Origin of the sequence: Azorhizobium sp. AG788, from assembly GCF_004364705.1 — a bacterium.
GTDB lineage: Bacteria > Pseudomonadota > Alphaproteobacteria > Rhizobiales > Xanthobacteraceae > Azorhizobium > Azorhizobium caulinodans.
Map to the genome: position 1 here is coordinate 29105 of NZ_SOBM01000013.1, position 17578 is coordinate 46682.

At 66.5% G+C, this 17578-nt stretch carries 17 protein-coding genes; 9 read left to right on the forward strand and 8 right to left on the reverse strand.

All coding sequences use genetic code 11. From position 1 onward, the window contains the following. Positions 1 to 71 precede the first annotated feature (71 nt). Positions 72 to 920, reverse strand: coding sequence for a fumarylacetoacetate hydrolase family protein (locus tag DFO45_RS24300; protein ID WP_133866905.1), 849 nt, complete (start codon positions 918 to 920; stop codon positions 72 to 74). 249 nt (positions 921 to 1169) lie between these two features. Here DFO45_RS24300 and DFO45_RS24305 point away from each other — a divergent pair, with 249 nt between their 5' ends. After that, positions 1170 to 1907 carry a GntR family transcriptional regulator gene (locus tag DFO45_RS24305; RefSeq protein WP_245518253.1) on the forward strand — a complete coding sequence of 246 codons (738 nt, stop codon included), beginning with the start codon at positions 1170 to 1172 and terminating at the stop codon, positions 1905 to 1907. Between the two features lie 87 nt (positions 1908 to 1994). Here the strand turns inward: DFO45_RS24305 and ggt are convergent, their stop codons facing one another. From ggt to DFO45_RS24340, 7 genes are all read right to left on the reverse strand, one after another. Further along, positions 1995 to 3581 carry a gamma-glutamyltransferase gene (gene ggt / locus DFO45_RS24310; RefSeq protein WP_133866907.1) on the reverse strand — a complete coding sequence of 529 codons (1587 nt, stop codon included), beginning with the start codon at positions 3579 to 3581 and terminating at the stop codon, positions 1995 to 1997. A 30-nt stretch (positions 3582 to 3611) separates the two neighbouring features. Beyond that, positions 3612 to 4562 (reverse strand): ATP-binding cassette domain-containing protein, encoded by a 951-nt coding sequence (locus tag DFO45_RS24315; protein ID WP_133866908.1) that lies wholly within the window; start codon positions 4560 to 4562, stop codon positions 3612 to 3614. Beyond that, complete coding sequence (locus tag DFO45_RS24320) at positions 4559 to 5590, reverse strand: ABC transporter ATP-binding protein (RefSeq protein WP_133866909.1); 1032 nt, start codon at positions 5588 to 5590, stop codon at positions 4559 to 4561. The genes DFO45_RS24315 and DFO45_RS24320 overlap by 4 nt, the downstream gene beginning before the upstream one ends. A gap of 10 nt (positions 5591 to 5600) precedes the next feature. Continuing rightward, positions 5601 to 6491 carry an ABC transporter permease gene (locus DFO45_RS24325; RefSeq protein ID WP_133866910.1) on the reverse strand — a complete coding sequence of 297 codons (891 nt, stop codon included), beginning with the start codon at positions 6489 to 6491 and terminating at the stop codon, positions 5601 to 5603. Continuing rightward, a complete protein-coding gene (locus tag DFO45_RS24330; RefSeq protein WP_012169306.1) occupies positions 6488 to 7432 on the reverse strand; it encodes an ABC transporter permease in 945 nt (314 codons plus the stop codon). The genes DFO45_RS24325 and DFO45_RS24330 overlap by 4 nt, the downstream gene beginning before the upstream one ends. Positions 7433 to 7450: 18 nt before the next feature. Further along, positions 7451 to 8965 carry an ABC transporter substrate-binding protein gene (locus DFO45_RS24335; protein ID WP_012169307.1) on the reverse strand — a complete coding sequence of 505 codons (1515 nt, stop codon included), beginning with the start codon at positions 8963 to 8965 and terminating at the stop codon, positions 7451 to 7453. Positions 8966 to 9046: 81 nt separating this feature from the next. Continuing rightward, the gene (locus DFO45_RS24340; RefSeq protein ID WP_245518254.1) at positions 9047 to 10456 is read right to left on the reverse strand and encodes an ABC transporter substrate-binding protein; all 1410 of its coding nucleotides are present in this window, start codon (positions 10454 to 10456) and stop codon (positions 9047 to 9049) included. Between the two features lie 378 nt (positions 10457 to 10834). Between DFO45_RS24340 and DFO45_RS24345 the strand changes: the two genes are divergently transcribed. The 8 genes from DFO45_RS24345 (at position 10835) to DFO45_RS24380 (ending at position 17578) form a co-directional block, all read left to right on the forward strand. Next, positions 10835 to 11140 carry a hypothetical protein gene (locus tag DFO45_RS24345; protein WP_133866912.1) on the forward strand — a complete coding sequence of 102 codons (306 nt, stop codon included), beginning with the start codon at positions 10835 to 10837 and terminating at the stop codon, positions 11138 to 11140. Between the two features lie 134 nt (positions 11141 to 11274). Next, positions 11275 to 11694 carry a hypothetical protein gene (locus DFO45_RS24350; RefSeq protein ID WP_043879999.1) on the forward strand — a complete coding sequence of 140 codons (420 nt, stop codon included), beginning with the start codon at positions 11275 to 11277 and terminating at the stop codon, positions 11692 to 11694. A gap of 29 nt (positions 11695 to 11723) precedes the next feature. After that, positions 11724 to 12323 carry an OmpA family protein gene (locus DFO45_RS24355; RefSeq protein WP_012169311.1) on the forward strand — a complete coding sequence of 200 codons (600 nt, stop codon included), beginning with the start codon at positions 11724 to 11726 and terminating at the stop codon, positions 12321 to 12323. 158 nt (positions 12324 to 12481) lie between these two features. Beyond that, complete coding sequence (locus DFO45_RS24360; protein WP_133866913.1) at positions 12482 to 13576, forward strand: substrate-binding domain-containing protein; 1095 nt, start codon at positions 12482 to 12484, stop codon at positions 13574 to 13576. Next, on the forward strand, positions 13573 to 14580 hold the full coding sequence (locus DFO45_RS24365) for an ABC transporter substrate-binding protein (protein ID WP_133866914.1): 1008 nt from the start codon (positions 13573 to 13575) through the stop codon (positions 14578 to 14580). Before DFO45_RS24360 ends, DFO45_RS24365 begins: the two co-directional genes overlap by 4 nt. Positions 14581 to 14901: 321 nt before the next feature. Beyond that, on the forward strand, positions 14902 to 15720 hold the full coding sequence (locus tag DFO45_RS24370; protein ID WP_133866915.1) for an ABC transporter permease: 819 nt from the start codon (positions 14902 to 14904) through the stop codon (positions 15718 to 15720). A 5-nt stretch (positions 15721 to 15725) separates the two neighbouring features. Then, a complete protein-coding gene (locus DFO45_RS24375) occupies positions 15726 to 16520 on the forward strand; it encodes an ABC transporter permease subunit (protein ID WP_133866916.1) in 795 nt (264 codons plus the stop codon). Positions 16521 to 16528: 8 nt separating this feature from the next. Further along, the gene (locus DFO45_RS24380; RefSeq protein WP_133866917.1) at positions 16529 to 17578 is read left to right on the forward strand and encodes an ABC transporter ATP-binding protein; all 1050 of its coding nucleotides are present in this window, start codon (positions 16529 to 16531) and stop codon (positions 17576 to 17578) included.

Here is a 17578-nt window from a genome sequence, read left to right on the forward strand (position 1 = left end):
CTGGAGAGCCGCGCGCCCGTCAGGTCTGCTTGGGGTTGCGGATGGGGCCTGCCATCCGCCGCCGTCATCGGTCAGGCTTCGTCGGCAACGCCATTGCGCAGGAGGCCGAGGCGATCGATCTCCACCTCGACGATGTCGCCGGGCTTCATCCAAAGCGGCGGCGTGCGCTTGGCACCGACGCCGCCCGGGGTTCCCGTGACGATCACGTCGCCGGGTTCGAGGTTGGTGAAGGTGGAGCAATATTCGATCTGGCAGGGGATATCGAAGATCATCTGCGAGATGAGCGCTTCCTGCACCACCGTCCCGTTCAGCCGCGTCTCCAGCTTCATGGTGGTGATGTCGCCCGCCTCGTCCGGCGTCATCATCCACGGGCCGAAGGCGCCGGTGCCGGGGAAGTTCTTGCCCGGTGCGAACTGGTGGGTGTGGCGCTGGAAATCGCGGATGCTGCCTTCATTGTAGCAGCTGTAGCCGGCGATGTGGCTCCAGGCGTTCTCGCGCGTGATGTAGCGGCCGGGCTTGCCGATGATGATCGCAAGCTCACCTTCGAAATCGAGGTGCTGGGACACGCGCGGTCGGATGATGTCCGCCAGATGGCCGATCTGGCTGTCGGCGAAGCGGGTGAACACCGTGGGGTGTTCCACCACGGCCCGCCCTGTCTCCAGCCGGTGCATCTCGTAATTGAGGCCGATGCAGAGCACCTTGTTGGAATCCGGGATGACCGGCAGCCAGGTGATCTGCGACAGGGGGTGGCGCGCGGCCTGCGGCATGGCCGCTTCCACCTGAGACAGCGCATCGGCTGCCAGAACGGCCTTCAGGCTTCCATAGCGGTCCTGAAGCACGGAGCCCACGTCGAGTGCTTCATCTCCCGCGATGACGCCCCAGGTCGGCTGGGCGCCGATTTTGAATGTTGCGAGCTTCATGTCTGTCCCTTCCGCGATCCCAAAACTGATCGTCTCGCCGTGTCGCGCTCCGCTCGATGGGCGGCGACGGCAGGACGAGACTATATCGCTAAAAATCCATTCAGCCAGATTTTATGTATAAAATTGATATGTGGCGCTTAAAAAATATATATTGACGCAGATCGGGTTCGCGAATATTTTTCGCGGCCCATGGCGTGTCCGTGCGGCACCGCACGTGCCGCTTTTCGGGTGGAGTTGAGTCTTTTGAAGATGGATCCCCGGCGCCGCAGCGACAGCGACAGCACGGAAAAAGGCGCTACTCCGGCCAATGATGTGGCGGCCCCCGTGTCTGCCGCGCCCGGCACGGTGACGATGCAGCTCTATCATCGGCTGCGGGAGGACATCATCCGTGGTGGGCTGGCGCCCGGGCAGAAGCTGAAGATCGACGAGCTGTGCCGCAGCTATGAGGTCGGCTCCAGCCCGCTTCGCGAGGCGCTCAACCTGCTCACCTCATTCGGCTTTGTGGAGCGGCTCGAACAGCGCGGCTTCCAGGTGAAGCCCATCAGCGCGGATGAGTATGACGACATCGTCAGATGCCGCTGCTGGATCGAGGAACGGGCGCTCCGGGAAGCCATCGCCCACGGCGATGGCGCATGGGAGGAAGATGTCACGCTGGCGCTTTTCCGGCTGGACCGGGCAGCCCGAACCCGGCAGGCCGCCATTGATCCCGAGTGGGAGAAGCTGCACCACGCCTTTCACAGGACGCTTCTGGCGCCCTGCGGCTCCAGCATCCTCATGGAATATTGCGAGCACCTGTTCACCCAGAGCATCCGCTACCGGCAGATCGCCGGTCTTCTGGAACTGTCCGTGCGCGATCCGCAGGCGGAGCACGCCGAGATTGCCAAGGCTGTTCTGGAGCGCGATGCCGATGCGGCGGTCGCCCTGCTGTGCGCGCACTACCGCCGCACGCAGGATGCCCTGAAGGCGAAGCTGTTCGCTGCCGGGTGAGCCGTCAGTGGAAGCGGCCGCAGGGGCGGCCGCTTCGCGATTCCGAGCAGGGCAGAGGCATCTGCCGCGCCTCGCCCGCCGGCGTCATCAGTAGCCGAGCGCCATGCCGTCCTTGCGGGGTTCCGAACCGGCGGCGAGGATGCCGGTCTCCTGGTCGATCCAGATCATCTGCGCGCCGCCCAGCGGGTCCGCCGACCACTTGGCCGCGTGGCCGCGCTTCAGCATCTCGTCGAGCAGGCCGGGTTCATATTCCGGCTCCAGTTCCAGCGCACCGTTGTAGGCAAAGCTGCGCGGCGCCTCCATGGCCTGCTGCACGTCCATGCCGCGATCGATGATGTTGGTCAGCAGTTCCACATGGCCCATGGTCTGGTACTGCCCGCCCATGACACCGAAGGGCGCGACGGTCTTGCCGTCCTTCATCACCATGCCCGGAATGATGGTGTGCAGCGGTCGCTTGGAGGGGCCGATGGCATTCGGGTGGCCCTTGATGAGGCGGAACTGCGCGCCGCGATTGTGCAGCAGGAAGCCGGACTTCGGTGCCGTGATGCAGCTGCCGAACTGGTGGAAGATGGAGTTGATGAGCGAGATGGCGTTGCCGTCCTTGTCCACCACGCAGAGATAGACGGTGTCCGTGTGCGCCACCTTCGGCCACACGATGGGATCGGCCGCCTTGGCCATGTCCACGCGCGAGCGGGCAAAGGCCGCCCATTCCGGCGACAGCAGTTCGGCGACCGGCACGGAGGCCTGAACCGGGTCCGCGAACAGATGGTCGCGGTGGTGATAGACCTGCTTGTTGATCTCCGCGAAGAGGTGGATGCGATCCGCCTCCCCAAGGGCGTCGGGCGAGAGGTCATAGCCCTCCAGCGCGTTCAGCATCATCAGCACGCCGAGGCCCTGGCCATTGGGCGGGCACTCATAGACGTCATAGCCGCGATAGTTGGTGGTGACGGGCGTCACATATTCCGCTTCGGCCGCAGCGAAATCCTCCAGCGTGTGGAGCCCGCCCAGTTCCTTCAGGCGGGCCACCGCATCCTCAGCCACCTCGCCCGTGTAGAAGGCATCGCGCCCGCCTTCCGCGATCCTGCGCAGCGTGGCGGCGAGCTTGGGCTGGCGGTGGACGTCGCCCTGGCCCGGCGCTTTGCCGCCCGGCAGGAAGATCTCGACGCTCACCGCGTCGCGCTGGAGGCGGTGGGCATATTGCGCCCAGTCGCGCGCCACGCGGGGCTGCACCACATAGCCCTCTTCCGCGAGGCGGATGGCGGGGGCGAGCACATCGGCCAGCGAGCGCGTGCCGTGGTCCGCCAGCAGCTTCGTCCAGGCGGCGATGGCGCCGGGAATGGTGACGGCATGGGGCGAATCGAGCGGGATCTCGGTGATGCCCTGCTCGATGAACCAGTCCACGTTCGCCGCCGCCGGCGCCTTGCCGGAGCCGTTGAGGGCGATGGGCGCGCTCGCGCCCTTCGGCGTGTAGAGCACAAAGCAGTCGCCGCCGATGCCGGTCATGTGCGGGTCCACCACGCACTGCACGGCCACGGCAGTGATGGCGGCATCCACCGCATTGCCGCCGGCGCGCAGCATGTCGAGCGCGGCAAGGCTGGAGAGCGGATGGGAGGTGGCCACCGCCGCACTGCGCGCGAACACGGTGGAGCGGCCGGTCTTGAAGAAATTACGCACGGGGACGTTTCCTTGGGGTTCTGCTGGCCATTAGCCGATGGCGGCCTGGGCGACGAAATGCCCGGGCGCGGCTTCCACGAGCGCGTGGCTCGCCTCGTCGTCGGGCAGGTTGGCGATGGCGGGCAGGCGCGTGCGCGCCCGCTCGACGGCGGGGTCCGGCACCGGAACGGCGGAGAGCAGCCGGCGCGTGTAAGGGTGGAGCGGATTGGCGTACAGCATCTCGCTCGGCGCGATCTCGACGATGCGCCCCTTCCAGATCACCGCGACCCGGTGGCAGAGGTAGCGCACCATCCGCAGGTCGTGGGAGATGAAGAGATAGGCGAGGCCGAGTTCCTCCTGCAGATCCTGCAACAGGTTTACCACCTGCGCCTGGATGGAGACGTCGAGCGCCGCGATGGGCTCGTCCGCCACGATGAAGGAGGGCTTCACCGCAATGGCCCGCGCGATGCAGATGCGCTGGCGCTGGCCTCCGGAGAACTGGTGCGGGAAGCGCGCCATATAGCGCGGATCGAGCCCTACCTTGGCGAACAGCTCCGCCACGATGTCCCGCCGCTCGGCGCTGCTCGGCGCGATGTCGTGGATCAGCAGGGGCTCGGCGACGAAATCGCCCACCGTCATGCGTGGGTTGAGCGCGGAATAGGGGTCCTGAAACACCATCTGCATGCGCTTGCGCATGGCCCGCATCTGCCGCTCGCTCTGCTGCGTCAGGTCCGTGCCCTCGAAGGCGACCACGCCGGAGGTGGGTGGGTTCAGCATGGTGACGGCGCGGCCGATGGTGCTCTTGCCCGAGCCGCTTTCGCCCACGAGCCCTAGCGTCTCGTTGGGCAGGATGTCGAACGAGACATTCTCCACCGCCTTGAAGGCGGTGGTCTTGAAGCCCCAGCCGCTGCGCAGGGGATAGTGCTTGCACAGGTTGCGCACGGAGATGAGCGGATAGCCGCTTGGGGCGGCGGTCTCGGGGGAGGGGGAGTGGGCGGTCATGGCGTCGCCTCCGCGGCGAGAAGCTTCGGCAGGTCATACCAGGCGGCCACAAGATGCCCGGCCTCGGCACCGGGCGCCTGTGCGAGCGGCGGGCGCTCGGTGAAGCAGCGCGGCGTCGCATAGCGGTTGCGCGGCGCGAAGGGGTCGCCCGGCGGGGGAAAGCGCATGTCCGGCAGCGTGCCGTCGATCTGGGTGAGGCGGCGCCTTTTGCCGGCGGGCGCGGTGAGATCGGGCAGCGAGCGCAGGAGGCCGAGCGTATAGGCGCTGCGGGGATCGTGGAACACGTCATCCACGGGCCCGCGTTCCATCACCCGGCCGGCATACATGACCTGCACCGTGTCGGCGATGCCGGCCACCACGCCGAGGTCGTGGGTGATCCAGATCACCGCCATGCCGATCTCGCGCTTCAGCTCCTTCACCAGCTCGATCACGTCCGCCTGCACGGTCACGTCGAGGGCGGTCGTGGCCTCGTCGGCGATCAGTAGCCGGGGACGGCAGGAGATGCCCATGGCGATCATGATGCGCTGGCGCTGGCCGCCGGAGAATTCGTGCGGAAACTGGTCCACGCGCCGGGCGGCATCGGGCAGACGCACCATGTCCATCAGCTCGATGGCGCGCTTGCGGGCGGCATCGGCGCCGAGGCCGAGATGCAGCATCAGGGGCTCCATGATCTGCCGCCCCACCGTCATGGACGGGTTGAGCGAACTCATGGGGTCCTGGAACACGAAGCCGATGGCGCCGCCCCGGATCTTGCGCAGCTCGGCGTCCGAGAGGGTGAGCAGGTCGCGCCCCTCGAACAGCACCTGCCCGCTGGCGATGCGGCCGGGCGGCATGGGGATGAGGCGCAGCATGGCGAGCACGTGCACGCTCTTGCCCGAGCCGCTCTCGCCCACGATGCCGAGGGTCTCGCCCTCCTTCAGCGTGTAGCTGACGCCGTTCACCGCATGGACGACGCTGTCCTTGTCGGCGAAGGCGACGCCGAGGTCGCGGATCTCCAGCAGCGGGGGCTTGGAGGAAAGATCGGTCATCGGTCTCTCCTCAGTTGCGGTGGCGCGGGTCGAGCGCATCGCGCAGACCATCGCCCAGCAGGTTGAAGGAGAGCACGGCGAGGAAGATGGACAGGCCGGGCCAGATGGCCATCCAGGGCGCCTGCGTGAGGAAGTTCTTCGCCGTGTTCAGCATGGAGCCCCAGGAAGGATCGGGCGGCTGCTGCCCGAGCCCGAGGAAGGACAGGCTCGCCTCCGCGATGATGGCGGCGGCGATGGTGAGCGTCGCCTGAACGAGGATGGCGGGGATGATGTTTGGCAGGATGTGCCGCAGCACGATGCGCAGCGGCGTCGCGCCGGCCGCGCGCGCGGCTTCCACATACTCTTCCACCTTGGTGGACTGCACTTGCGCCCGCGTGAGGCGGATGAAGATGGTGGTGGCGGACAGACCGATGGCGATCATCGCATTGGTGAGCGTCGGGCCGAGGAAGGCGGCGAGCGCGATGGCGAGGATAAGGAAGGGGATGGCGAGCAGCGCATCGGTGAGGCGCATCAGCGCCGCCTCGATCCAGCCGCCCGCATAGCCCGCAATCATGCCCACCGGCAGGCCGATGGCGACCGCGAGGGCCACCGAGACGAGCCCGGCGGAGAGCGAGGCGCGGGCGCCGAAGATGACGCGGGAGAGCACATCGCGGCCCACCTCGTCGGTGCCGAAGGGATGCTCCCATGTGGGCGGCTTGCGCACGGTGAGCCAGCTCGTGGCGGTCGGGTCATAGGGAGCGATATAGGGTGCGAACACCGCGATGATGATGAAGAACAGCACCACGGCGAGGCCGATCATGGCGCCGCGCCGGCGCACGAGGCGGCGCATGGCCTCCTCGAAGGGCGTGCGCTCGCGCGGCACCGCGGCGGTGGGGGCGGGGGAGGAGGACAGGGTGCTCATGACCGCCGCAGCTTCGGATTGACGAGGAAATAGGCGAGATCGGCCAGCAGGTTCAGCAGGATGTAGGTGGTGGCCGTGCACAGCACAACGCCCTGCACCACCGCATAGTCGCGGTTGAACACCGCATCCACCATCAGCTTGCCGAAGCCGGGCACGGAGAAGACCTGCTCGGTGAGCAGCGCGCCCGAGAGCAGCGCGCCGAACTCCAGTGCGCCCAGCGTGATCACCGGCACGGCGGCATTGCGCAGGCAGTGGCGGATGATGACCGAGCGCGGCGCGAGGCCCTTGGCGCGGGCCGTGCGCACGTAATCGGAGGAGAGCACCTGAAGCATGGCAGCGCGGGTGTGCCGCATCATCACCGCCGCGATGGAATTACCCAGCACGAAGGCGGGCAGGATCATTGCCCGGAGGTTCTCCAGGAGGTTCTCGGTGGGCGGCACATAGCCCGAGGCCGGCAGCCAGCCGAGCTGAACCGAGAACAGCAGGATGAGCATGATGCCCAGCCAGAAATTCGGCGTCGAAAGGCCCCACAAGGCAATGACGTTGGCGATGTAGTCCATTGCCTTGCCATTATGGACGGCGGAGAGGATGCCCATGGGCACGCCGATGAGCAAAGCGATGGCCATGGCCATGACCGCCAGTTGCAGCGTCACCGGAAACTTGGAGACGATGAGGCTCGCCACCGGCTGCTGCAGGCGGATGCTTTCGCCCAGATCCCCCCGGAGTACGCCGCTGATCCAGTAGCCATAGCGCACCGGCAGCGGTTCATTGAGATGGTACTTCTCGCGGATGAACTCGATGGCGGCCGGGTCCTTCTCCTCGCCGGAGAGGGCGATGGCAGGATCACCCGGCAGCAGTTGCTGCAGGGCGAAGATGATCATGGAGGCCAGGATCACCGTGGGGATGATCGTGGCCAGCCGTTTCAGGAAGAAGCGCAACATTGTGCGGGGTCGATCCCGTCAGTCGAGTTTCAGGCCGGTGAAGCGCACGAGGCCATCGGGATAGTCAGCCTCGGTGAAGCCCTTCAGCTTGGGCGTGTAGGCCCACATGAGCTTGCGGTGATAGAGATAGATGAGCGGATCCTCGGTCAGCACCACTTCCGCGAGATTCTTCCAGGCTGCCGCCCGCGCCGCCGGATCGCTGGTGGCGCGCTCGGCATCCAGAGCTGCCTGCGCTTTCTCGTTGCAGAAGCGCGTGTAGTTCAGTGGCGCCTTGCAGGCGAGGAAGTTGTAGGTGTTGCCGTCCGGATCGGGCCGGCCGCTCCAGGCATAGAGGAAAGCTTCGAAATTGCCCTGGTCTGCGGCATTGAGCGCAGTGCCGATGTCGGTGGTCACGAGCTTCACCTCAAAGCCTGACTCTTTCGTCATGGCCTGCACCACTTGTCCCACCTGCGCGGCCTCATTGGTGGAATAGACGATGAGGTTCACGGGCACCGGTGTCTTTACGCCCGCGTCCTTCAGCAGCGCCTTGGCTTTTGCCACGTCGCGCTTCGGGATGGGGAAGGCGGAGACATAGAAGGGGTTCTTCGGGCTCACCCACTGGTTTCCGGGCAGGTATTCGCCGTTGAAGACCACCTGGCTCAGGGCCTCGCGGTCGATGGAAAGCTCGAACGCCTTGCGCACGCGGGCGTCGCCGCCGATCACCGAATCCGCCTTGGCGGTGTTGAAGATGATGGACTGGAAGCCGAGCTCATACCCCGTTCCCACCTTCAGCTTGCCCTGGGACCGTACCTCCGGCAGGTCGGTCGGAGCGAGGCGCTCCAGCAGATCGAGCTGACCCGAGCGCAGGTTGGTGAGGCGGACCGTGCTGTCCGGAATGGTGCGGAAATCCACCTTCTGGAGGAAGATGTTGTCCTTGTTCCAGTAGCCGTCGAACTTCTCCAGCAGGATGTGGTCCTGCGCGACGCGCTCGACGAACTTGAACGGTCCGGCGCAGACCGGCGCGGTGGCGAACTTGTCGCCCAGCGCCTGTGCCGCCTTGGGGGAGACCATCATGCCCGCCCGGTCGGTGAGCTGAGAGAGGAAGGGAGCCGAAGGCGCCTTGAGATGCAGGCGTACCGTCACCGGGTCCACCACTTCCACCGTGTCGAGCGCGGCAAGCTCGGAGCGGCGCTGGCTGCCGGGCATCTTCTGGTGGCGTTCGAGATTGAACTTCACCGCTTCGGCGTCGAGCTTCTCGCCGTCATGGAAGGTGAGGCCGGGACGGATCTTCATGGTCAGGGTCTTCTGGTCGGCGGACCAGGACCATTCGCTCGCCAGCTGCGGTATGATGTTGAGCTTGGCGTCAATGTCCACGAGCTTGTCGCAGAGGGCGGCGAAGACCATCCGCGTCGTGTAGTTGCGGGACAGGGTCGGATCGAGCGCGTCCGGATCATCCATCAGGCCGAAGCGCAGCGTCTGGGCCTGCGCGCCGGCACCAACGGCTCCCGTGAGCCCTCCCACGATGGTGAGGGCCGCAAAAAACTGCTTCCACATGGCCTGTCCTCTGGAGGTTCTATTTTATTTCAGGATCAGCAGCGGCGCCCCCGCCGGCGTCGGGCGGGGGGGCGGTCACGGTCAGTTCAGCTTGAGTCCCGTGAAGCGCACAAGACCGTCCGGATAATCGCCGAAGCCCGTGAGCTTGGTGGAGTAGGCCCACAGCAGCTTGCGGTGGTAGAGATAGATCAGCGGACGATCGGCCAGCACCTGCGTGGCGAGATCCTTCCAGGCGGCCTTGCGGACTTCCGGATCATTATTCTGCCGTTCGGCCTGGAAGGCCGCATCCGCCTTCTCGTTGGAATAGCGCGGATAGTTCAGCGGTGCCTTGGTGGCCAGGAAGTTGTAGGTGTTGCCGTCCGGATCGGGCCGCCCGCTCCAGTTGTAGAGCATCAGGTCGTAATTGCCCTGATCAGCCAGATTGAGCGCGGTGCCGAAGTCGGTGGCCTGGATCTTCAGATCAAAGCCAGCCTCCTTGGCCATGGCCTGGATCACCTGCGCCGACTGCTGCGAGAGATTGTCGGAGAAGACGGTGAAGTTCACGACCAGCGGCGTGGTGACCCCCGCCTCCTTCAGCAGCGCCTTGGCTTTCGCGACGTCGCGCTTGGGGATGGGGAAGGCCGAGACATAGTTCGGGTTCTTGGGGTTCACCCACTGGTTGCCCGGCAGGAACTCGCCGTTGAACACCACCTGGTTGATGGCGTCGCGATCGATGGAGAGCTCCAGCGCCTCACGCACCTTGGGGTTCTTGGCGAGGGGGCCGTCCTTGGAAAGGTTGAGCAGCAGCGTCTGGTAGCCGAGCTCGTAGGCCATGCCGATCTTGAGCTTGCTGTCGCTCTGCACCTGCGGCAGGTCGGTGGGGGCGAGGCGCTCCAGAAGGTCGAGCTGGCCGGAGCGCAGGTTGGTCAGGCGCACGGTCGTGTCCGGGATGACCTTGAACTCGATGCGCTTGAGGAAGATGTTGTCCTTGTTCCAGTAATTGTCGAATTTCTCGACAACGATCCGGTCCTGCGCCACGCGCTCCACGAACTTGAACGGACCGGCGCAGACGGGCGCTGAGGCGAACTTGTCGCCGAGCGCCTGTGCCGCCTTGGGCGAGACCATCATGCCGGCGCGATCGGTGAACTGCGCGAGCAGCGGCGCGAAGGGCGTCTTCAGGTTGATCTTGACGGTCAGCGGGTCCACCACCTCGACGCTGTCGATGGCGGCGATTTCGCCGCGGCGCTGCGAGCCCTGCATCTTGAGGTGGCGTTCCAGATTGAACTTCACCGCCTCGGCGTCGAGCTTCTCGCCATCCTGGAACAGCACGCCGTCGCGGATCTTCATGGTCAGCGTCTTCTGGTCGGGCGACCAGGACCATTCGGTGGCGAGCTGCGGAATGATGTTCAGCTTGGCATCAATATCCACCAGCTTGTCGCACAGCGCCGCGAACACCATGCGGCCGCTGAAGGTGCGGGCGAGCGTGGGATCGAGGGCATCGGGATCTTCCATGAGGCCGAACCGGAGCGTCTGCGCCTCAACGCTCGCTGCCAGTCCCGTGGCCAGTCCCGTGCTCAGGACGAGGGTGGCCAGAGTCCGCTTCCACATGGGCAATGGATCCTTCTTGGGCCGAAATCGGGCCCGGTTGCAGGGAGATGGCGCGCACGCGCCGCGCTGCGGCCGATCAGGACGGCCCATCATAATGCCAAACATTGTATGCAATCCACGGGCCATCGCATATTCCCCGATGCCCGCTCCCAGGGTTTCTCTCCGGGAACAGGATCGTTTGCACGCCAATGCAGCGTCATGCTGTGGATTGTTGCATGGGAACGCCCAACGTGTGACCATTCCCTTCCGGCACGGGGGAGCCGGAAGCTAGGATTGGCGCCCATGCCGCAACTCGTCCGCTTCCTCATCCGGCACGCCCTCATCGGGTTTGCCGTGGCCATCGGCTTCGTCGCGCTCTTCCTCGCGTTCGACCTGCATGGCCTGCGCACCCTCATCGTGCAGTCGCCGGAAGGGCTTCTGGCCGCGGCGGTGCTCTCTTTTGCCATGTGCCTCACCTTCGGCAGCGTGCAGATGGGCGTCGCCGTCATGCTGCTGCCTCGCGAGGAGGACGACGAGGAGCCGCGCGGTGGCAAGGGCGAGAGATCCCGCCTCCGGCTGCGGCCGGCCCAGGTGCGCGTTCGGCGATGAGGTCGGCGCCATGCGGGCGCAACGGCCGTTAGCGAGATAGGGCCTGTTTTCAAGCGTTTGGGCAGCAGCGCTGCCCTATGTTCCTCTTCACGCATCTGTTACACCCATACCGTGTCCTTGACGCGGGGGTGTTCATGGTGAAGTTCAGAACTTGGCTCGTGGCCGGCCTTCTGGTCGCGGCGGCGAGCGGCGCGCAGGCTCAGACGATGAGCTACCAGCAGGCGGGCGCCCTGCTTGCGAAGAGCTGCGGCCCCGACATCATGAAATATTGCGCCGATGTGAACCTCGGCGGCGGCAAGCTGCTCGGCTGCCTCGATGCCAATGCCTCCAAGGTCGCGCCCAAGTGCAAGAGCGACTTTGCGGCGGCGAAGGCGTCCATCGGCAAGCGCATCGCGGCCCAGCAGGCCATCTTCAAGGTCTGCAATGCCGATGCCGCGCGCCTGTGCCAGGGCGTGGTGCCGGGTGACGGCAATCTCATCAATTGCCTGGTCGATGCCAGCAAAGCGGTGAGCAAGGCCTGCAACCAGACCATCACCGACGCCGGCTGGCGCTGAGCGCAACCGCAGAAAGAAGGACGACGCCCATGAAGTCGTTGATGCTCCGCGGCGCGCTTACGGCCGCCCTGCTCGTGTCCGCCGCCGCGCCTCTGGCCGCGCAGACGGACCTCTCCAACGCCCAGATCGTTCAGGGCCTGAACAATCTCACGCAGGACGCGCCGGTCGTCACCGCCGCCAGCCTGCGCCAGGCCGCGCTCGATCACGCCACCATGTATTCCGGTCCGCCCTCGCAGCGCCCGCCGCTGGCGATCCAGCTCGATAAGCTTGCGCAGATCAATGTGCAGATCCAGTTCAAGCTCAACTCGGCGATCATTCTGCCGGACAGCTACGCCACCATCGGCGCCATCGCCGACGCGCTGCACAATCCGGTGCTTCAGGGCTACCGCTTCATCGTGACGGGCAATACCGACACGACCGGCACGCGCGAGCACAACCTCAAGCTCAGCCAGGAGCGCGCCGATGCGGTGGTGGAGGCGCTGACCACCACCTTCAACGTGAATCCGGCGCGTCTTGAGGCCGTCGGCCTCGGCGAAGAGGCGCTGCAGGATACGAAGAATCCGGAATCGCCGGTGAACCGCCGGGTGCAGATCTTCAACGTCGGACCCCTGCCGCCCCGGCCGCGCTGAACCAAATCCGGTTTCCGGCGTTTCACTCACATGACCTCACCTTGGCGCCGCCCCACCGGGCGGCGCCTTTTTCTTTGCCGGGCAGGCATCGGCGCGTGTCACAGGGCTGTTGCAGAGGCGCGATAGGAGAGCCGTGAAAACGATTTCACGGACCCCTCGTGCCCCAGACCGTCACCATACGCACCGTCGCTGAACATGCCGGCTGCTCCATCGCGACCGTCAGCCGCGTGCTGAACGGGACCGCGCGGACCAGCACGGAGGTGGAGGCCCGCGTCCGGGCGGCGGTGGCGGAACTCGGCTTCCGGCCCAGCGAGATCGGGCGTTCCTTGAAGACGTTGCGCACGCGCACGCTCGGCGTCGTCATTCCGAGCCTCACCAATCCGGTTTTCGCGGGCTCGGTGGCGGGCATGGAGGCCGAAGCGCGCCACCGTGCCCACACCCTGCTGCTGACGGCCACCGACTATGATGCCGAGCGCGAATGGGAACTGGTCGGCACGCTGGTGGCCCAGCGGGTGGCGGGCCTCGTGCTCACCGTTGCCGATCCGGATAACAACGCCACGCTCGATTGGCTCGATGCGGAGCGCATCCCCTATGTGCTCGTCTATAACGAGCCACAGGGCGCGAGCCGCGCGTCGGTCACCGTGGACAATGCGGGTGCCAGCCGCGCGCTGACGCAGGCCTTCCTCGCCGCCGGCCACCGGCGCCTGCTCTTCATTGCCGGGCGCTTCTCCACCTCGGACCGCTCGCGCCTGCGCCATCAGGGCTATCTCGCCGCCATGGCCGCTGCGGGCCTCGAGCCCGAACCCGTGCTGGAACTCGACTATCTCGCCGACACTGCCGCCCACCGCGCCGCCCTGGCGGGCCTGCTCGCGGGGCCGGACCGGCCGACGGGCATCATCTGCTCCAACGATCTGCTCGCCCTTTCGGTGATCGCTGCCGTGCGCGAGATGGGGCTCGCCGTTCCGGAAGACATCTCGGTCGCCGGCTTCGACGGCATCGCCATCGGTCGCCTCGTCACGCCGGTGCTGGCGACCGTGGACCAACCCACCCGCCGCATGGGCGAGCGGGCTGTGGCGCGGCTGTTCGACCTGATTGAGGGCGAGCGCGCGCGCACCGTGGAGCATCTGCCGTTCGAACTGCGCGCCGCCGGCACGCTCGCCCCGGCGCCGCATCTGCCGCCGGCCGCCCCCAAGGGCCGGCGCGCCGCTATCCCTTCACCCCGCCAAACCGCCTCAGGAAAGGCACCGCGATGAAGTCCCTGCTCACGACCGTTCTGCTCGCCACCGGGCTTTCGCTCGGCGCGGCGTCGGCCGCTTCGGCCGCCGATGCCATCTGCTACAACTGCCCGCCCGAATGGGCCGACTGGGGCTCAATGCTCAAGGCCATCAAGGCCGACACGGGCGTCGAGGTGCCGCCGGACAACAAGAATTCCGGCCAGGCCATGGCCCAGATGATCGCCGAGAAGGCAAGCCCGGTGGCGGATGTCGCCTATCTCGGCGTCACCTTCGGCATCAAGGTGAAGGATGCCGGCCTCACGCAGGCTTACAAGCCCAAGGGCTTTGACGAGATCCCCGCCGGCCTCAAGGACGCGGACGGCCACTGGTTCACCATCCACTCCGGCACGCTCGGCCTGTTCGTGAACAAGGATGCCCTTGGTGGCGCGCCGGTCCCGGCCTGCTGGAGCGATCTCCTGAAGCCCGAATACAAGGGCATGGTGGGGTATCTCGACCCCTCCAGCGCCTTCGTGGGCTATGTGGGCGCGGTGGCGGTGAATACCGGCCTCGGCGGCTCGCTCGACAATTTCTCGCCGGCGATCGACTTCTTCAAGAAGCTTCAGGCCAACCAGCCGATCGTGCCGAAGCAGACCTCCTACGCGCGCGTCGTTTCGGGCGAGATGCCGATCCTGTTCGATTATGACTTCAACGCCTATCGCGCCAAGTACACGGAGAAGGGCAACTTCGCCTTCGTGATCCCGTGCGAGGGCACCGTGGTGGTGCCTTACGTGATGAGCATGGTGAAGAACGACCCGCATCCGGAGGCGGCGAAGAAGGTTCTCGACTACGTGCTCTCGGACAAGGGGCAGGCCATGTGGGCCAAGGCCTATCTGCGCCCCGCGCGCAACGTGGAACTGCCGAAGGAGGTCGCCGACCGCTTCCTCCCCGCCGCCGACTACGCCCGCGCCAAGGCGGTGGACTACGGCAAGATGGAGGCCGTGCAGAAGGGCTTCTCGGACAAGTATCTCTCCGAGGTGAAGTGAGGCGCGGGAGCGCATCCTGTCGCGAACTCCCTCCCCCCTTGTGGGGGAGGGCTGGGGAGGGGGGTAATGCCCTCTCCGACTATGCGTCTTTGGCTGCGGAGAAGGGATGCCCCGCCCGGTCGTACCCCCTCCCTATCCCTCCCCCTCAAGGGGGGAGGGGACATGTCGCGCGGTGGGCTGGGTTGGGTTTGACGCCATTCGCGCGGTCCCACTGTGGGCTGTCCAGCGTACCCGCGACCGCCTGCCGCCGCCTTCCCTTGAGCAAGCCTTCGACCCGTCCGCCGGCGTGCCGCGCGCCGGCACCTTCGCAAAGTGAAAGCCATGCCCAGCGCTGATCGTCTGGCCCGTCTGTTCCTCTTGCCGCTCGGCCTGTTCGTGCTGGCCTTCTTCCTGCTGCCCATGGCGCGGCTCGTGGCCGTCGCGGGCTCGGGTCCTAACGGGCTGGGCGAATATCTGGTGCTTGTCACCAGCCCGCGCCATTTCTCCACTCTCATCGCGACGCTGGTCCTTTCCGCCACCGCGACGCTGGCGACGCTCGCCATCGGCGTCGTGGTGGCCCTGTTTCTCGGACGCACAAGCTTTCCGGGGCAGAACATCCTGATCGCCATGCTCACCTTGCCGCTCGCCTTTCCCGGCGTGGTGGTGGGCTTCATGATCATCCTGCTCGCCGGCCGGCAGGGCCTCATCGGCGGCTGGACGCAGGCGCTCGGCATGGGGCGGCTGGTGTTTGCCTATTCCATGGCCGGCCTGTTCGCGGGCTATGTCTATTTCTCCCTGCCGCGGGTGATGGTGACGCTGCTGGCTGCCGTCGAGAAGCTCGATCCGGCGCTGGAGGAGGCCGCCCGCTCGCTCGGCGCGAGCCGCCTTCAGGTGCTGCGGGATGTGATCCTGCCTGGCATCGCGCCTTCGCTCATGGCCTCGGGCGCCATCGCCTTCGCCACCGCCATGGGTGCCTTCGGCACCGCTTTCACGCTCGCCACCCGCATCGATGTGCTGGCGATGACCATCTATACGGAGTTCACGCTCAACGCGAACATCGCCAGCGCGGCGGCGCTCTCCATCGCGCTCGGCCTCATCACCTGGGTGGTGCTGGCGGCGACACGCAATCTCGCGGGTGACCGCGTAGCGGCGGCGGGGTGAGGCCGATGAAACGTTCTCCCCTCGTTTTCGCCCTGCAACTCGTCATCACGCTGCTCGCCACGGCCTTCCTGGTGGTGCCAGCGGGCACCTCCATCCTCGCGGGCGTCACCGTCAATTATTTTCAGGGCGTGCGCTCCGGGCTCACGCTGGAGTGGGTGGCGCAGGTGTGGGGCCTATATGCGCCCACCATCTTTCGCTCCATCGCGCTGGCGCTGGGCACGCTCGTCGCCACCCTGCTGCTGGGCGTGCCGGCGGCCTGGGCGCTGGCCCGCAAGCCCGGCCGCGTGTCGCGCCTTGTGGAAGAGGTGGTGACGCTGCCCGTCGCCATTCCCGGCCTTGCACTCGCGCTCGCCCTCATCATCGCTTATGGCGGCATCCGCGAGTTCCGCGCCAGCATCCTGTTCATTCTCGTGGGCCACGTGCTCTACACGCTGCCCTTCATGCTGCGCTCGGTGATGGCGGTGCTCGCCGCCGTGGATGTGCGCACGCTGGAAGAGGGGGCTGCGAGCCTCGGCGCCACGCCCTGGCAGCGCTTCATTCAGGTGGTGGTGCCCAATGCCCGCGGCGGCATCATCGCCGGCTCGCTCATGGTGGTCACGCTCTCCATCGGCGAGTTCAACCTCACCTGGATGCTGCACACGCCGCTGACCCAGACCCTGCCCGTGGGCCTGGCCGACAGCTACGCCTCCATGCGGCTCGAAATCGCCAGCGCCTACACGCTGGTCTTCTTCATCATGATCGTGCCTTTGCTCGTGGCCATCCAGCTTCTGGGTGGCGAGCGGCGGGCCGCCAAGCGCTGAGTGATCCCGTGACCGAGAAACAAGCGCCCACCGGCGCCGCCATCACCCTTGAAGCCTGTGGCAAGACCTTCGCCGACGGCACGCGGGCGCTGGAGCCCGTGAACCTCGCCATCACGCCGGGCGAGACCATCGTCCTGCTCGGCCCCTCCGGCTGCGGCAAGACGACGACGCTGCGCATCATCGCCGGGCTGGAAAGCCCCGACAAAGGCGGCCGCGTGCTGTTTGACGGGCAGGACGTGACCCATCTGCCCATCGAGAAGCGCAACGTGGGCATGGTGTTCCAGTCCTACGCCCTGTTCCCCAACATGAGCGTCATCGAGAACGTCGCCTATGGCCTGCGTGTGCGCGGCGTCCCGAAGGCCGAGCGCCTCGCCCGTGCCCGCGAGGTGCTGGAGATGATGCGCATCGACCAGTTGGCCGACCGGCGCATCGACCAACTCTCCGGTGGGCAGCGCCAGCGCGTGGCGCTTGCCCGCGCGCTCGCCGTGCGGCCCCGCGTCATCCTGCTGGATGAGCCGCTCACCGCTCTTGATGCCGCGCTGCGCGAGCACCTGCGGGCGGAGATCGACGGCCTGCTGCGTCGCCTCGCCATCACCGCCATCTATGTGACGCACGATCAGGCCGAGGCGCTGGCGCTGGGCGACCGGATCGTCGTCATGCGCCATGGCGCCATCGCCCAGATCGGCAGCCCGCGCGACATCTATTTCCGCCCGGCGGACGAGTTCGTGGCCTCCTTCGTCGGCGTCACCAACCGCATCGAAGGCGCGGTGCGCAACGGCGTCTTCGAGAGCGCGGCGGGCCGCGTCCTGCTCACCGGCGGGGATCGCGATACGGCGACCCTCGCCTTCCGGCCGGAAACCGCCGAGCTGTGCGCGCCGGCGGAAGGCGCCTTGCGCTTGCGCGTCGATCAGGTTCACTTCCAGGGTGCGCGTCAGCGCGTCCAGCTCTCCGCTCCGGATGGCAGCCGCATCATCATCGAGGCGGCGGCAGAAACGGAACTTTCCTCGGGGCAGGATGTCGGCGTCCGGCTCGATCCTTCCCGCATTGCAGTGGTGTAA

What these genes read in the sequence shown, in the direction of transcription:
- DFO45_RS24315 (WP_133866908.1), bottom strand. Translation starts at nt 4,562, where the DNA reads ATGACCGCCCACTCCCCCTCCCCCGAGACCGCCGCCCCAAGCGGCTAT.
- DFO45_RS24355 (WP_012169311.1), top strand. Translation starts at nt 11,724, where the DNA reads ATGAAGTCGTTGATGCTCCGCGGCGCGCTTACGGCCGCCCTGCTCGTG.
- DFO45_RS24340 (WP_245518254.1), bottom strand. Translation starts at nt 10,456, where the DNA reads ATGGAAGATCCCGATGCCCTCGATCCCACGCTCGCCCGCACCTTCAGC.
- DFO45_RS24305 (WP_245518253.1), top strand. Translation starts at nt 1,170, where the DNA reads ATGGATCCCCGGCGCCGCAGCGACAGCGACAGCACGGAAAAAGGCGCT.
- DFO45_RS24325 (WP_133866910.1), bottom strand. Translation starts at nt 6,491, where the DNA reads ATGAGCACCCTGTCCTCCTCCCCCGCCCCCACCGCCGCGGTGCCGCGC.
- DFO45_RS24345 (WP_133866912.1), top strand. Translation starts at nt 10,835, where the DNA reads ATGCCGCAACTCGTCCGCTTCCTCATCCGGCACGCCCTCATCGGGTTT.
- DFO45_RS24330 (WP_012169306.1), bottom strand. Translation starts at nt 7,432, where the DNA reads ATGTTGCGCTTCTTCCTGAAACGGCTGGCCACGATCATCCCCACGGTG.
- DFO45_RS24335 (WP_012169307.1), bottom strand. Translation starts at nt 8,965, where the DNA reads ATGTGGAAGCAGTTTTTTGCGGCCCTCACCATCGTGGGAGGGCTCACG.
- DFO45_RS24370 (WP_133866915.1), top strand. Translation starts at nt 14,902, where the DNA reads ATGCCCAGCGCTGATCGTCTGGCCCGTCTGTTCCTCTTGCCGCTCGGC.
- DFO45_RS24320 (WP_133866909.1), bottom strand. Translation starts at nt 5,590, where the DNA reads ATGACCGATCTTTCCTCCAAGCCCCCGCTGCTGGAGATCCGCGACCTC.
- DFO45_RS24350 (WP_043879999.1), top strand. Translation starts at nt 11,275, where the DNA reads ATGGTGAAGTTCAGAACTTGGCTCGTGGCCGGCCTTCTGGTCGCGGCG.
- DFO45_RS24365 (WP_133866914.1), top strand. Translation starts at nt 13,573, where the DNA reads ATGAAGTCCCTGCTCACGACCGTTCTGCTCGCCACCGGGCTTTCGCTC.
- DFO45_RS24375 (WP_133866916.1), top strand. Translation starts at nt 15,726, where the DNA reads ATGAAACGTTCTCCCCTCGTTTTCGCCCTGCAACTCGTCATCACGCTG.
- DFO45_RS24300 (WP_133866905.1), bottom strand. Translation starts at nt 920, where the DNA reads ATGAAGCTCGCAACATTCAAAATCGGCGCCCAGCCGACCTGGGGCGTC.